Origin of the sequence: Rhodoferax koreense, assembly GCF_001955695.1 — a bacterium.
Classification (GTDB): domain Bacteria; phylum Pseudomonadota; class Gammaproteobacteria; order Burkholderiales; family Burkholderiaceae_C; genus Rhodoferax_B; species Rhodoferax_B koreensis.
Genome location: NZ_CP019236.1, coordinates 2,645,386 through 2,659,407, shown reverse-complemented (window position 1 = coordinate 2,659,407; position 14,022 = coordinate 2,645,386). Strand labels below are relative to the sequence as shown.

Annotated in this window: 12 protein-coding genes; 6 read left to right on the top strand and 6 right to left on the bottom strand. The window is 65.0% G+C overall.

The window, feature by feature from the left end:
- Positions 1 to 29: 29 nt before the first annotated feature.
- A complete protein-coding gene (locus RD110_RS12490; RefSeq protein WP_157900170.1) occupies positions 30 to 2,081 on the bottom strand; it encodes an EAL domain-containing protein in 2,052 nt (683 codons plus the stop codon).
- A 285-nt stretch (positions 2,082 to 2,366) separates the two neighbouring features.
- Between RD110_RS12490 and RD110_RS12485 the strand changes: the two genes are divergently transcribed.
- On the top strand, positions 2,367 to 3,920 hold the full coding sequence (locus RD110_RS12485; protein ID WP_076199790.1) for a methyl-accepting chemotaxis protein: 1,554 nt from the start codon (positions 2,367 to 2,369) through the stop codon (positions 3,918 to 3,920).
- 6 nt (positions 3,921 to 3,926) lie between these two features.
- Here the strand turns inward: RD110_RS12485 and RD110_RS12480 are convergent, their stop codons facing one another.
- Complete coding sequence (locus RD110_RS12480) at positions 3,927 to 4,565, bottom strand: CoA transferase subunit B (RefSeq protein WP_076199789.1); 639 nt, start codon at positions 4,563 to 4,565, stop codon at positions 3,927 to 3,929.
- Between the two features lie 2 nt (positions 4,566 to 4,567).
- A complete protein-coding gene (locus RD110_RS12475; protein WP_076199788.1) occupies positions 4,568 to 5,380 on the bottom strand; it encodes a CoA transferase subunit A in 813 nt (270 codons plus the stop codon).
- 77 nt (positions 5,381 to 5,457) lie between these two features.
- Between RD110_RS12475 and RD110_RS12470 the strand changes: the two genes are divergently transcribed.
- Complete coding sequence (locus tag RD110_RS12470; RefSeq protein WP_239467227.1) at positions 5,458 to 6,057, top strand: PAS and helix-turn-helix domain-containing protein; 600 nt, start codon at positions 5,458 to 5,460, stop codon at positions 6,055 to 6,057.
- Between the two features lie 169 nt (positions 6,058 to 6,226).
- On the opposite strand, the gene RD110_RS12465 is transcribed toward RD110_RS12470, so the two are convergent.
- The 3 genes from RD110_RS12465 to RD110_RS12455 form a co-directional block, all read right to left on the bottom strand.
- Positions 6,227 to 6,649, bottom strand: a complete 423-nt coding sequence (locus tag RD110_RS12465) for an acyl-CoA thioesterase (RefSeq protein WP_076199787.1) — start codon at positions 6,647 to 6,649, stop codon at positions 6,227 to 6,229.
- Positions 6,650 to 6,669: 20 nt separating this feature from the next.
- On the bottom strand, positions 6,670 to 7,584 hold the full coding sequence (locus tag RD110_RS12460) for a DMT family transporter (protein ID WP_076199786.1): 915 nt from the start codon (positions 7,582 to 7,584) through the stop codon (positions 6,670 to 6,672).
- Between the two features lie 157 nt (positions 7,585 to 7,741).
- On the bottom strand, positions 7,742 to 8,527 hold the full coding sequence (locus RD110_RS12455; RefSeq protein ID WP_076199785.1) for an SDR family oxidoreductase: 786 nt from the start codon (positions 8,525 to 8,527) through the stop codon (positions 7,742 to 7,744).
- A 164-nt stretch (positions 8,528 to 8,691) separates the two neighbouring features.
- Between RD110_RS12455 and RD110_RS12450 the strand changes: the two genes are divergently transcribed.
- From RD110_RS12450 to denD, 4 genes are all read left to right on the top strand, one after another.
- On the top strand, positions 8,692 to 10,389 hold the full coding sequence (locus RD110_RS12450) for an electron transfer flavoprotein-ubiquinone oxidoreductase (RefSeq protein WP_076199784.1): 1,698 nt from the start codon (positions 8,692 to 8,694) through the stop codon (positions 10,387 to 10,389).
- A 138-nt stretch (positions 10,390 to 10,527) separates the two neighbouring features.
- Complete coding sequence (locus tag RD110_RS12445) at positions 10,528 to 12,081, top strand: lysyl oxidase family protein (RefSeq protein WP_076199783.1); 1,554 nt, start codon at positions 10,528 to 10,530, stop codon at positions 12,079 to 12,081.
- Between the two features lie 30 nt (positions 12,082 to 12,111).
- Positions 12,112 to 12,924 (top strand): hypothetical protein, encoded by an 813-nt coding sequence (locus RD110_RS12440; protein WP_076199782.1) that lies wholly within the window; start codon positions 12,112 to 12,114, stop codon positions 12,922 to 12,924.
- 58 nt (positions 12,925 to 12,982) lie between these two features.
- Complete coding sequence (gene denD / locus RD110_RS12435) at positions 12,983 to 14,002, top strand: D-erythronate dehydrogenase (RefSeq protein WP_076199781.1); 1,020 nt, start codon at positions 12,983 to 12,985, stop codon at positions 14,000 to 14,002.
- Positions 14,003 to 14,022: the final 20 nt, after the last annotated feature.

Genomic DNA, 14,022 nt, shown 5'->3' with positions numbered 1-14,022 from the left:
CCGCCGGCTCGAAGGGTCGCCGATCCGGCTCAAGCAGCCAGAGCGACGCGGCCTCCCGAACCGACCATGCCACGCTGAACCGCGTATTCCATCGCCTGCTGCAACGGCAGGGCCCGGGAATACAACCACCCCTGGATGACCTTCACGCCGCACGACTTGACGAAGGCCGCGTCGGCCTCCGTCTCCACCCCCTCGGCCACGAGCTCGTAGTCGAGCTGGCGAATGAGGGCACACAGCTCGCGATACAACACACGGCCCCGCTCCGAAGACACGTCGAGCAACAGGCTGCGGTCGATCTTGATGGCTTCGATGTCGAGCTTGTTGAGCAGCGCGAGGTTGGAGTAGCCACTGCCAAAATCGTCGATCGACAGCCGGATGCCGGCACGGCTCAGTTCATCCACATGCCGCTGTGTCTTCTGGAAGTCGTGGCTGAAAGAGCTCTCCAGCATCTCCAGCTTGACCTGCCCCGCAAAGCCGCCCACCCGCTCAATGATGTTGGCCACGCTGTCCTTGTTGGCCAGGAAATCGGCCGTCACGTTCAGGCTCACCTCCGGCGCGAAGCCAAGTTCCTTCCACGCCTGCAGGTTGCGCACGGCCTCCTGCACCACCCAGGCGTTGAGCGCGTCAGAGTAGCCGGCGGCCTCCAGTTTCTCGACGAAGGCCGGCCCCACCACCTTGCCACCACGCAATTCCACGCGCAACAGGGCCTCGAAGCCGCTGACCTGGGCGGTGCGCACGTCGATCTTCGGCTGGTACCAGAGGCACATCCGGCCCGCGCTGAGCAGATCGATGGCCTGCATGGCCTCCGAATAGATCGTCAGCCGCTTCTTGTAGATGATGGCGTAGCGCATTTCCGCCGCGTTGGCGATGTCCAGCTGTGGCCGCGCCTCCTCGGAAAACAGCTTCTCGAGCTTGTGCACCATGGAATCCTGCTGCTCCAGCTTCAGGAATGGCAGATAGATCAGCGCGCCGAGCAGCAGCATGGCGATCTGGAAGACGATGGCCGAAGCGCGCCCGCCACCCGCGACATAGCCGCTCAATCCCACCGGCATCATCCATTGCACGTTGTGCACGGCCGCCACCCATCCGCTGGACACCACCGCGTAGGACAACAGGAAACCGATGACCGGGAACAGCAGGAACGGCAGGATCAAATAAGGATTGAAGACCACCGGATGGCCGTACACCATGATCTCGTTGATGTTGAAGAGCTGGAACGGCGCGGAGATCTTGCCGATGGCGCTGACCCGGCCGCGCAGCACCATTGCCAGCAGCAGCGACAGCGTGCCGCCCGCTCCTCCGAAAAGAACGAAGCTGTTCAACAGGCTGGCCATGGTGAAGTCGCCCACCACCGTCTGCTGCAACATTTCCTTGCCGACCACCAGGTTGAAAAGGTTCTCACCGTGCAGCCCGAAACTCCACAGCAGGTTGGCCACGCACACCCGGATGACGCCCTGCAACACCAGCGGCAAGTGCAGGATCGGGTTGTGCTGCCCCTGCAGCGATGCGAAGACTTGCGCCACCTGCAGCAACAGCAGGTGCACCAGGGCCACCGTGACCACCGCCGGGCAGATGAGGTTGATGCTCCTGGTCAACAACGGGCTCAGGCCCACGTCGTGCAAGGTGCGGGGCGCGTATGCCTGGACGAGGAGCAAGGTATAAACCACCAGGAAGGGCATGAAGATGCCGAACAGCGCCCCCATCTTGAGCGCGAAGTCCTCGCCGTAACGCTGACGCAGCATGAACACGATGAGATGCAGGCAGAAAGCCGAGAGCGCCCCGCCCTGCAAGCCGTCCATGTTCTTGTACTTGGCCAGGGTCGCGCCCAGGACCAGCGACACCACCAGCGGAAAGAACTGCGTCAGGCAATCGTGCAGGTTGACGACGGCCAGGTTGACGACGCGCCACAGCGGCACCACCGTCGAGAGATCGGCGGCCGAAACCCAGAATTCCAGCAGCGAAGAAGCGATGTAGAAGGGCAGCAGCGCAATGAACGTCTCGCGGATCGCCATCAGCGGGCCCGCGCTGGACAGCGCACGCAGCGTCCTGAAATACCAAAGCCCGTAATTTCGCTTGTTCAAGATATTCCCCTTGGTCGCCTTCGCCCGTCTCGGGCTGGCTTGCGGCGACCTGCGCTTCAAGACGATCGGCACCTCCTCGTATTGCGCACACTTGTTTTTTTCTTGCGTACTGTTTCTATGAATTCGTGAATTAATTCTGGTATCCGATGAATTTTCGGGGTCATGGTTGAGCGGGATCAATCCACCCAAACGAGGGGGCTGGGGCCGTGCCGGACTTCGCCCCCGCTGGGCCTGGTTTAACGCCACAATGCAACTCGTTACAACCAGTTTCACCCAGGGTACCCCATGAAGCTCAGCCTCAAATTGCCCCTCGCCTTCGCCACAGCGCTGCTGGTTTTGTTCGCAGCGGCCCTGTTCGGCATCGACCGCCTGAACCAGGCCGTCACCACCTACCGCACCACGGTGGCCGATAACTTCCAGAACGAACGTGCCGTGGCCGGCATGCTCAACGACTTCCGCACCCAGACCCAGGAATGGAAAAACGTGCTGCTGCGCGGCAAGGACGCCAAACAGCTCGAGCGCTACTGGGCCGCGTTCGAGGCCAAGGACCGGGAGGTCGCCGCCCAGGCGCGGCAACTGCAGGCCAGCCTGCCCGCCGGGCCGAGCAAGGACGCGGTGGACAAATTCGCGCAGGCGCACCAGCGCATGGGCGTGGCCTACCGCAAAGGCCTCGACGCCTTCAACGCCGCCGATCACGATCCGCAGGCCGGCGACAAGGCCGTGCAAGGCATCGACCGCGAGCCGGCCCAGTTGCTGGACCAGGCCGGCGAGATGATCCAGAAGGCCAGCGCCGCCGTCTCTGCGGACGCCACCCAGGCCGCGCAACAGGCGACCCTGATCAGCCTGGCGGTGATGTCGGTGGTGTGTGCACTCGGCATCGCCGCCGCGGTGATGTTCAGCCGATCGGTGGTACGGCCCCTGCATCAGGCGGTCCAGGTCTCGCGCGCGGTGGCCGACGGCGACCTCACCGTGGCCAGCCAGAGCCCCGGCCGGGATGAAGTCGCGCAATTGCTCAACGCGCTCTACGACATGCAGTCCAGCCTGTCCAAGGTGGTGGCCGGGGTGCGCCTGAATGCCGACAGCGTGGCCCTGGCCAGCGCCGAGATCGCACAGGGCAACAACGACCTGTCGGCACGCACCGAGCAGCAGGCCAGCGCACTGGAGGAAACGGCCGCTTCGATGGAGGAGCTCAGCTCCACCGTGACGCAGAACGCGGCCAATGCGCGCCAGGCCAACCAGCTGGCGTTGAACGCGTCCACCGTGGCCGTGCAGGGCGGCGACGTGGTGGCGCAGGTGGTGAGCACGATGAAGGGCATCAACGACAGTTCCAGCCGCATCGCCGACATCATCGGCGTGATCGACGGCATCGCGTTCCAGACCAACATCCTGGCGCTGAACGCTGCCGTCGAAGCCGCGCGCGCCGGCGAACAGGGTCGCGGTTTCGCTGTCGTGGCCAGCGAGGTGCGCAGTTTGGCGCAGCGCAGCGCCGAAGCCGCGAAGGAGATCAAGACCTTGATCCACGCCAGCGTGGAGCGGGTGGGCCATGGCTCGGCCCTGGTCGACCGCGCGGGCCACACCATGCAGGAAGTGGTAACGGCCATCCGCCGCGTGACCGACATCATGGGCGAGATCAGCGCGGCCAGCGGCGAACAAAGCAGCGGCGTGCAGCAGATCGGCGAGGCCGTGATGCAGATGGACCAGGCCACGCAACAGAATGCGGCGCTGGTCGAGCAAAGCGCCGCCGCGGCCGACAGCCTCAAGTCACAGGCGCTGCAACTGGTGCAGGCCGTGGCGGTGTTCCGCCTGGAGAACCAGCCGTTGCGATTGACGGCTGGCTGATTCGCCTCAGATCAGCGTCACACCCGTCTTCGACTGGAGCTGTTCCTTCGTCACGCCGGGCGCGAGTTCCACCACCTTCAGGCCGTCGGAGGTGACGTCCATCACGGCCAAGTCGGTGATGATGCGGTCCACCACGCCCACCCCCGTCAGCGGCAGGGTGCACTTGGGCAGGATCTTCAGGTCTTCCGTGCCGTCCTTCTTCTTCGCGACGTGTTCCATCAGCACGATGACGCGCTTGACGCCGGCCACCAGGTCCATGGCGCCGCCCATGCCCTTGACCATCTTGCCGGGGATCATCCAGTTGGCCAGGTCGCCATGTTCGCTGACCTGCATCGCGCCCAGGATGCTGAGGTTGATCTTGCCGCCGCGGATCATGGCAAAGCTGTCGTGGCTGCCGAAGATGGCCGAGCCGGGGATGGTGGTCACCGTCTGCTTGCCGGCGTTGATCAGGTCGGCATCCACGGCGTCTTCGGTGGGGAACGGGCCGATGCCGAGCATGCCGTTTTCCGACTGGAGCCAGACTTCCTTGTCCGCCGGCACGAAATTCGCGACCAGCGTCGGAATGCCGATGCCGAGGTTCACGTAGAAACCGTCTTCGAGTTCCTGGGCCGCACGCGCGGCCATCTGATCTTGGGTCCAGGGCATGGTCAGACACCTTCCTTGTTGTTCACGGGCACTTGCGGCAGCGGCACGGCATCGACGGATGCGGCCTGGGCGATCACGGCTTGCGCCTCGATCTTGGCGGCAGCCGCATCCACGGGCGCGGCAGCGCTCACGGTGCGCTTCTCGATGCGTTTTTCCGGGCTCGCATTGAGCACGATGCGGTGCACGTAGATGCCGGGCAGGTGGATCTCGTCGGGCGCGAGTTCACCGGTCTCGACGATCTTCTCGACCTCGACGATACAGATCTTGCCCGCCATCGCCGCGGCCGGGTTGAAGTTGCGCGCGGTCAGGCGGAACTGCAGGTTGCCCGACTTGTCGGCCACATGCGCCTTGACCAGAGAAACGTCGGGCACGATCGAGCGTTCCATGACATAGGTCTCACCGTCGAAGTCGCGCTGCTCCTTGCCTTCGGCCACGAGCGTGCCCACGCCGGTCTTTGTGAAGAAGGCCGGAATGCCCGCGCCGCCGGCGCGCAGCTTCTCGGCCAGCGTGCCCTGCGGCGTGAACTCGAGTTCGAGTTCGCCGGCCAGGAACTGGCGTTCGAACTCCTTGTTCTCGCCGACGTAGCTGGAGATCATCTTCTTGATCTGCCGCGTCTCCAACAGCTTGCCCAGGCCGAAGCCGTCCACGCCCGCATTGTTCGAGACCACCGTCAGGTTCTTGACGGCGCTGTCGCGCAGCGCGTCGATCAGCGCTTCGGGGATGCCGCACAGGCCGAAGCCGCCTACCGCCATCAACTGGCCGTCCTGCACGACGCCTTTCAGGGCCGCGTCCGCAGAGGGGAAAATTTTATTCACACAGTGCTCCTATGAAAAACACGACCGACGATACTACCTATTCGCATACGTAGAAGCTCGTAAGTAGCAACCCAAAGATGGACGAAAAATCCGAGGCGCCCCAGCCCCTGGCCGCCATGGCCGCGGCGATCGACTACCGGCTCGCTTTCGAGCTGGCGCCGGTGGGCCTCGTGCTGTCGCGCCACCGCACGATTGTGGACTGCAATCAGCATCTGTGCGAGATGTTCGGCGCCTCCCGCGAACAGCTGGTGAACCAGTCCTTCCTGGTGCTGTACCCGAGCGCGCTCGAGTTTGAACGCACCGGCGCGCGCATCGCGCCCATCCTCAACACCCGCGGCCACTACGCCGACAACCGCATCATGAAACGCGTGGACGGCCGCTTCAAGGGCGAGACCTTCTGGTGCCACGTGACCGGCCGGGCCTTCGACCGCCGCGCGCCGCACGATGCCGGCATCTGGACTTTCGAAGACTTGTCGTCGAGCCGGCCGGTGAAGGCCGAGCTCACGGTACGCGAACGCGAGGTGGCCGCCGCCCTGCTCGACGGCCTCACCTCCAAGGCCATCGGCCGCCTGCTCGGCATCAGCCACCGCACGGTGGAGATCTACCGCGCACGGCTGATGCGCAAGTACGCGGCGAACAGCACGGCCGACCTGGTGCAGCGGCTGACGGCGGGATGAGCCCCCGCTTCGTAGAAGGACTCGGTGCGAATGCTTCGACGGGCTCAGCACGAAAGGGGTTGATCGATCCGTTCGTCCTGAGCTCGTCGAAGGACATCCGAGCTTCCTGAGCGCGTCGAAGGGCCTGGCTCCACAGGCTCGGCACGAACGGAGGATGGGTGGTGCAGCCTTACTCCGACACCAGCTTGCGCATCCAGTCGGGCAAAGCCACCGCCTTCTGGCTCGGGAAATTGACCCAGATCGTCGTCGCGCCGCCCGCGGCGTGGATGGTGCCCGGGTTGTCGGCTCGCTCCATCGTCGCCCAGCTCTCGAAGGTGGTGCGGGCTGCGTCGCTGACGTACATCTTCACCAGCACGTCGCCCGGGTATTCGAGCTGCCTGTAGAAATTGCAGAAGGCGTTGACGATCACCGGCCCGTCGCCCTGCGGGTCGGGCATGCAGCCGATGGAACGCATCCAGTCGATGCGCACGATCTCCAGGTAGCGGAAATAGCTGCCGTTGTTGACATGGTTCATCGCATCCATGTCGCCCCAGCGGATCGGGATGCGCATCTCGAAGACGAGCTTCTTCTTCTCGGGAATTTCGATTTTCATGGCGCAACTCTACCGCGCGCTCAGCGATGGGCGCGGATCGAGGCGATGATGCCCAGCGTGAATAGCACGCAGGCCGCCCACTGCAGCGGGCTGGGCCAGGCGCCGTCCCACACGAAGGAATAGAACAGCGCGAACAGGGTCTCGCTCACGATCAGCTGGCCGCACAGGCTGGTGCTCAGCCGCCGGCTGGCCACATTCCACAAAATGGAGCCGAGCCAGGCGGAGCCGACGCCGGTTGCTACAAATACAAGAGCAGCCAGCGCAGTCTGGTTCTGCGCGAGCAGCGATTTTGCCTCAGACCCGGCAACCATCCACATGGCCACGGCACTGGCGCCGGTGACGAGGCCCAGCCAGTTCGACCAGACCGTGCCCGTGACCTCGGGATGGCGCCTGAGCCAGGCCGCGTTGTACAGCGCGAACACCGTCCACGACACCATGCTCACCACGGCCAGCGCGATGCCGCGCCAGATGTGCGGATGGGCGGCTGCGTTGCTGACCATATCCGTGGCCACGTCCGACGATTGCTCGGCCGCGAACATCAGGCTCAGCCCTGCGGCCGTGAGCGCCAACCCCGGCAGCAGCGTGGCCCAGCGCAGGTGCCCGGGCTTGCCCAGCAGCATCAGCCAGATCGGGATCGTGCCGACGATCAGGCTCGGCAAAGCGGTGCCGGCGTCACGCACGGCCAGCACCACCAGCAGGTAATAGCCCGTGGCGCCGAGCACGCTCATGGTGAACGCGGCCCCGAGTTGCGGCCAGGTCGGCCAACGCCTTTCACGCGGCGTGCCGAACACCAGCAGGGCCGAGAGCAGGCCCCAGGCCACGTAACGCCCCGCGGCGATGTCGACTGGCGAAAACCCGTTCAGCAAGCGCGGCACGACAAACACCAGGCCCCAGAAGGCCCCGGCCGCCAGGCCCGCTAAAACACCAGTCAACATTGATCAGGCACACCCGTCATTACGTCTCTTTCTATTCCAGGAACACCGTGGAACCGGCCCTTCGACAAGCTCAGGTGAGCCTTTGCCGGGCCACTGGTGTTGCCCCCTGCAAGGGGGTGGGCGCGACACGCAGTGCGCAACCTGGGGGTTTGCCAAGTCAGGCTGCGCCGAAGCCGTCGTCCGCCGCAATGATCGCGCCGTTGACGAAATGGCTCTGCCCGCTGGCCAGCAGCACCAGCAGGCCGTCCAGGTCCTCGGGCTTGCCCATGCGCTTGCGCGGCAGCGTCTGTATCAGCTTCTCGCCGTGGTCGGTCTGCCAGTGGTGGTGGTTGATGTCGGTATCGATGTAGCCAGGGCAGATGGCGTTCACATTGATGCCGTGCCGGCCCCACTCCACCGCCATGGCGCGGGTCATCTGGATCACCGCAGCCTTGCTCATGCAGTACACGCCGATCTGCGGCAGCACCTTGAGCCCGGCCATGCTGGCGATGTTGATGATGCGCCCGCCGGTGTAGGTGCCGGGGGCCGAGCCGTTGGCGCGTGCGAGCATGCGCCTGGCCACTTCCTGCGCCACGAAGAACGCGCCCTTCACGTTCGTGTCGAACATGAAGTCGAATTCGTTCTCGTCCACCTCTTCGAGCCGCGCCGGTGCGCTCACGCCGGAATTGTTGACCAGGATGTCGATGGAGCCGACCTCGGTCTCGGCATGGGCCACGGCCGACTTGATCGAGGCGTGGTCGGTCACGTCGAGCTCGACCACATGGCAGTCGCCGCCCTCGCCTTCGATGCGGGCGCGCAGGTCCTTCAACCGGTCGACGTTGCGGCTGGCCAGCACCACGGCGGCACCGGCGCGCGAAAGGCTGCGGGCGAACTGCGCGCCCAGCCCGCCGGAAGCACCGGTGACCAGGGCGATGCGGCCTGAAAGGTCGATGCTGTAAGCCATTGCGATAAGTCTCCACTGCAAAAGTATCGAGCGATTGTGACAGGCTGCCTTGACGCTACGAATAAAATCGGCCGCGATCCAAATCCGTCGCTGCAACCACGCCGTGGCCGCGCAGTGCCCTCCTCCAAGACCTGAGCCCATACGGCCAACGCCAGAGAGACACGATGACAAACGAAGAAATCCTTGCCCAGTACGGACCCCGCGAAGCCATGGAATACGACGTGGTGATCGTCGGCGGCGGCCCTGGCGGCCTGGCGACCGCGATCCGCCTGAAGCAACTGGCCGCGGAGAAAGGCACGGACGTCTCCGTCGTGGTGCTGGAAAAAGGCTCGGAGCCCGGCGCACACATCCTCTCGGGCGCCATCATGGACCCGCGCGCCCTGAGCGAGCTCATCCCGGACTGGAAAGCCAAGGGCGCGCCGCTGAACCAGCCCGTGACCGACGACGCCATGGTTTTCCTCGGCCCCAAGGGCAGCGTGCGCACACCGAACTTCCTGCTGCCGCAATGCTTCCAGAACCACGGCAACTACATCGTGAGCCTGGGCAACGTCACGCGCTGGCTGGCCGAACAGGCCGAGGCGCTGGGCGTGGAAATCTTCCCCGGCTTCCCTGCCGCCGAGGTGCTGTACAACGCGGACGGTTCGGTCAAGGGTGTGGCCACCGGCAACATGGGCATCAGCAAGGAAGGTGAACCCACGGCCGACTTCCAGCTCGGCATGGAGTTGCATGGCAAATACACCATCTTCGCCGAAGGCGCGCGCGGCCACCTGGGCCGCCAACTCATCGCCCGCTTCCAGCTCGATGCCGGCAAGGACCCGCAGACCTACGGCCTGGGCGTGAAGGAAGTCTGGGAGATCGATCCCAAGCGCCACCAGCCCGGCTTCGTGCTGCACACCGCCGGCTGGCCGATGGACAGCAACACCTATGGCGGCGCCTTCCTGTACCACATGGAAGACAACAAGGTGACGATGGGCTTCATCACCGGCCTGGACTATGCCAACCCCTACCTCAGCCCCTTCGAGGAAATGCAGCGCTGGAAGACCCACCCGAACATCCGCTGGTACCTCGAAGGCGACGAGGCGGCGGGCGTGAAACCGGCCAAGCGCATCGGCTACGGCGCGCGCGCCATCACGGCCGGCGGCCTGCTGTCGCTGCCCAAGACCGTGTTCCCGGGCGGCGCCCTGATCGGCTGCGAGGCCGGCTACCTGAACGTGAGCCGCATCAAGGGCAGCCATGCCGCGATCAAGACCGGCATGCTGGCCGCCGAAGCCGCCTACGACGCCGTCACCAACGGACGCCAACACGACGAATTGAGCGCCTACCCCGCGGCCTTCGAGAAGAGCTGGCTCCATGCCGAGCTCAACAAGTCGCGCAACTTCAAGGCCTGGTTCAAGAAGGGACTGACCACGGCCACGCTGATGAACGGCATCGAGCAGTTCGTGCTGAAGGGCAACATCCCCTGGACCCTGCACCGCGACAAGCCCGACTACGCCTACCTCAAGCCCGCGGCCGACTGCCAACCCATCGTCTACCCCAAGCCCGATGGCAAGCTGACCTTCGACCGCCTCTCCAGCGTGTTCATCAGCAACACCAACCACGCCGAGAACCAGCCCGCGCACCTGACGCTGAAGGATGCCTCGGTGCCGGTGAACATCAACCTCGCCAAGTACGCCGGCCCCGAGGCGCGCTACTGCCCGGCCGGTGTCTACGAGTTCGTGAAGACGCCGGAGAACACCGACCGGCTGCAGATCAATGCGCAGAACTGCGTGCACTGCAAGACGTGTGACATCAAGGATCCGACGCAGAACATCGTGTGGGTGACGCCCGAAGGTGGCGGCGGACCGAACTATTCGGGGATGTGACGCCGTAACACCGGCACGTCTTGCTTACCTCTTGAAACTGCGTTTGGAGGCCAATCCGGACGCAGCGGGTGATAGCATTTATTTAGCCTCGTCCATCGAGGGGTTATTGATGCTTTTCACTCGAGGATTCTCCAAATCATGGCGTCGAAGCAGTTGTCATCGTCGGTTCGCGCCCTCGTCCTCGCCTGGGTGTTGGCGGCAACAAGTCTGTTCTGCGGTGCCACCTTCGGGCAGACCGCCAGCGCCCCGCTGCCATTGAGCAATGGCGTGGCGGTCGGCCCGAACTCCGCCGCCGCAGGCGACAAGATCTACTATGTCTTCACGGTGCCGGCCGGGGCCAGCCAAGCCATCTTCGCGATCACGGGAACCGCCGGCGACGCCGATCTCTACGTCAAGTTCGGCGCGGTGCCCACCGAGTCGAGCTGGGACTATCGTCCTTATTCGGCCACCCCGAACGAGACCGTCACCGTCAGCAACCCCGCCGCCGGCGCCTGGTACGTGATGGTTCGCGGCTACACCGCCTACAGCGGCGTCAGCTTGAGGGCCACCCACAACGCTGGCAGCGCCACAGCGGCAGCCATGCCGACCTTCTCGCCCGCCCCGGGAACCTACTCCGGCCAGGTCAGCGCGACACTCGCGACGACAACACCTGCGGCCGTCATCCGCTTCACGCTCAACGGCACAACGCCCACCACCGGCTCGGAGGTGTACACCGCCCCCATCCTCATCACCGCCACCACCACGGTGAAGGCAGCCACCTTCGCGAACGGCTACGCCACCAGCGCCATCGCCAGCGGCACCTTCACGGTCCGCGATGCGATCCAGACGCTGGCGAACAACACCCCCATCACGGACCTGTCGGGCGCCAAGGACAGCGTGGCGAACTTCAAATTCGCGGTGCCGGCCGGCGCCACCAGCGCAACCTTCAGCATCACCGGCAACACGGGCGACGCGGACATCTACGTGAAATTCGGCCAGCTTGCCACCACCAGCGCGTATGACCAGCGCCCCTATCTCCCGGGCAGCAACGAGACCGTCACCATCAATCCGGCACGCAGCGGCGACTACTTCGTGATGGTGCACGGCTACACCGCCTATTCGGGGCTAACGATCAAGGCCACCTACAGCGGTACTGTCGCCACCGGCAAACCCGATCTCGTCGTGAATGCCGCGGCGCTGAACCCCTACTTCACCACGGAGACTTTCACCAGCAATTCCTGCGAGATCGAGGAGGGCACCATCACCGCCGGCACCAAGAAGCTGATGCGCTTCACGACGCAGACCCGCAACATCGGCACGGCCGACCTGGTGCTCGGGAATCCGGCCGCCAGTCCGCTGTTCGAATGGGGGCAGTGCCATGGCCATTACCACTTCCGCAGCTTTGCCCAGTACCGCCTGCTCACCACGTCGGGCTCGCTGGTGCGCACGGGCAAGAAAGTGGGCTTCTGCCTGATGGACATCAGCCGAATCGACGGCTCCGCCAATCCGTCGGCGCGCTACAACTGCAGCAACCAGGGCATCCAGGCCGGTTGGGCCGACGTCTACAGCTCGAACCTTTCCGGGCAATGGATCGATGTCACGGGGGTGCCTGCGGGACCGTATATCCTTGAAATCACGCTGGATCCGTTGAACATCATCGACGAACTCGACGAAACCAACAACGTGACACGGATCAACGTGACGGTACCCTGATCGAAACTCCTGACACAGAGAGGCATCGATATGAAATGGAAGATCGCACTGGCGGCGGTGTTCGTGGGCATCGCCGGCACCTACTTCTACATGACCGACGCTCAGGCCCCCACCACCGCTTCGGCGGCGAGGACGGCCGCGCAGAAGACCGAAGGGTCGTCGGAAGCGCACGAGCACGGCAACGATCACCCGCATGACCATGATGCACCGGCGAAGCCGATGCCGCGCGTGGACATGCCGCTGAATGCCCAGGCCGGTGCTGTGCTGCAGCAGTTCGACCGGTTGCGCAGCATGGTGCCTGGAGACGCCGCGATCGCACTGGGCCGCCAGCTCGAGGCGGGCATGACACCGGAGAACGCCGCGGGTTATGTGCAGGCGCTTCTGAAAGCCGACAACCCGGCGGTCGAGCGTTCCGCGATGGCGGCACTCGCGCGTTCTGCAGGCAGCGAGCAGATCCTGGCACTGGCCGGTGAATACAGCGTGCTGCCACCTGACAGCCGCGGGCGCATCCTCCAGACCTTGGAAAACGTCTCGAATCCGGCCGCTGTCGACGGCCTGACGAGCATCGTCGCCGCGGACACTACCGAGAAACGTTCGGCGCTGGTCATGTCTGCGCTGTACGGCATTGCCAACATCGGCACCATGGACAGCGTCCAGTACCTGCTCGGCCAACTCTCGCCCGGCAAGGCCGACCTGGCCTTGATGGCACTGGAGAGAGTGCACACCCCGCAAGGGATCGAGATCATCCGCGCCGCGGGCGATGGCAGCAAGGACGCGGACGGCATCCCGCCCGCCTACCGCGCGGCATTAACGCGCATCGCGGCGTCGGCCGGCAAGTCTTGACGGGCGCGCGTGCGCTTGGCGACTGTGTAGACTCCGTCTCCATAAAAGGAGACAAGACATGCACATCGTCATCACCGGCGGCGCGGGATTCCTGGGCGTTCGCCTGGCACGCGCCCTCATCGAAAAGAAAAGCCTCGCCATCGCCGGCGCACCGGCCGAGGCCATCACCAGGCTTTCGTTGGTGGACCGCGCCGAGCCACCTGCCGACCTGCTGGCCGACAGCCGTGTGACCGCCGTCGTCGGCGACCTGAACGCCCTGCTCGCGCAAAGCCCGGAACGCGTAGTCCCCTCCGACGCGAAGATCGTCTTCCACCTGGCCGCGGCCGTGAGCGGGGAATGCGAGGCCGACTTCGATCTCGGCATGCACAGCAACCTCGACGCCACGCGTGCACTGCTGGAGGCCTGCCGCGCGCGCAAGACCGTGCCGACCGTGGTCTTCGCGAGTTCGCTGGCCGTGTTCGGCCATTCGGAAGAGCAGCCGCTGCCCGCGGTGATCGAAGACAACACGCTGCCCACACCGCTCACGAGCTACGGCATCCAGAAATTCATCGGTGAACAGCTCACGGCCGACTTCGGCCGCAAGGGCTTCATCCGCGGCCGCAACGTGCGGCTGATGACGGTGAGCGTGCGGCCGGGCAAACCCAATGGCGCGGCGTCGAGCTTCTTCAGCGGCATGATCCGCGAGCCGCTGGCCGGCGTGCCCGGCGCCTGCCCGGTGCCGCGCGACACACCGGTGGCCTTGTCCTCGCCGGGCCTGACCGTGCGCGGCATCATCCGCGCCGCCGAGGCGACCGACGCCGAATGGGGCCCGCGCACGGCCGTGAACCTGCCTGCACTTGCCACCACCACCGGCGAGATGGCCGCGGCACTGGAACGCGTGGCCGGCAAGGCCGTGGCCGCGCTGATCGACTGGACGCCGGACGCGCGCATCCAGAAGATCGTGGCCACCTGGCCCGGCAGGATCGATGCGCAGCGCGCGCGCGGCCTGGGCCTGCTGCCCGACGCGGACTTCGATACCGTGATCCGCGACTACATCCGCGAAAACCCCCATGCCATTGCCGAGGTCGCCCGCACATAATGCAAAGTTGTCGTACAACT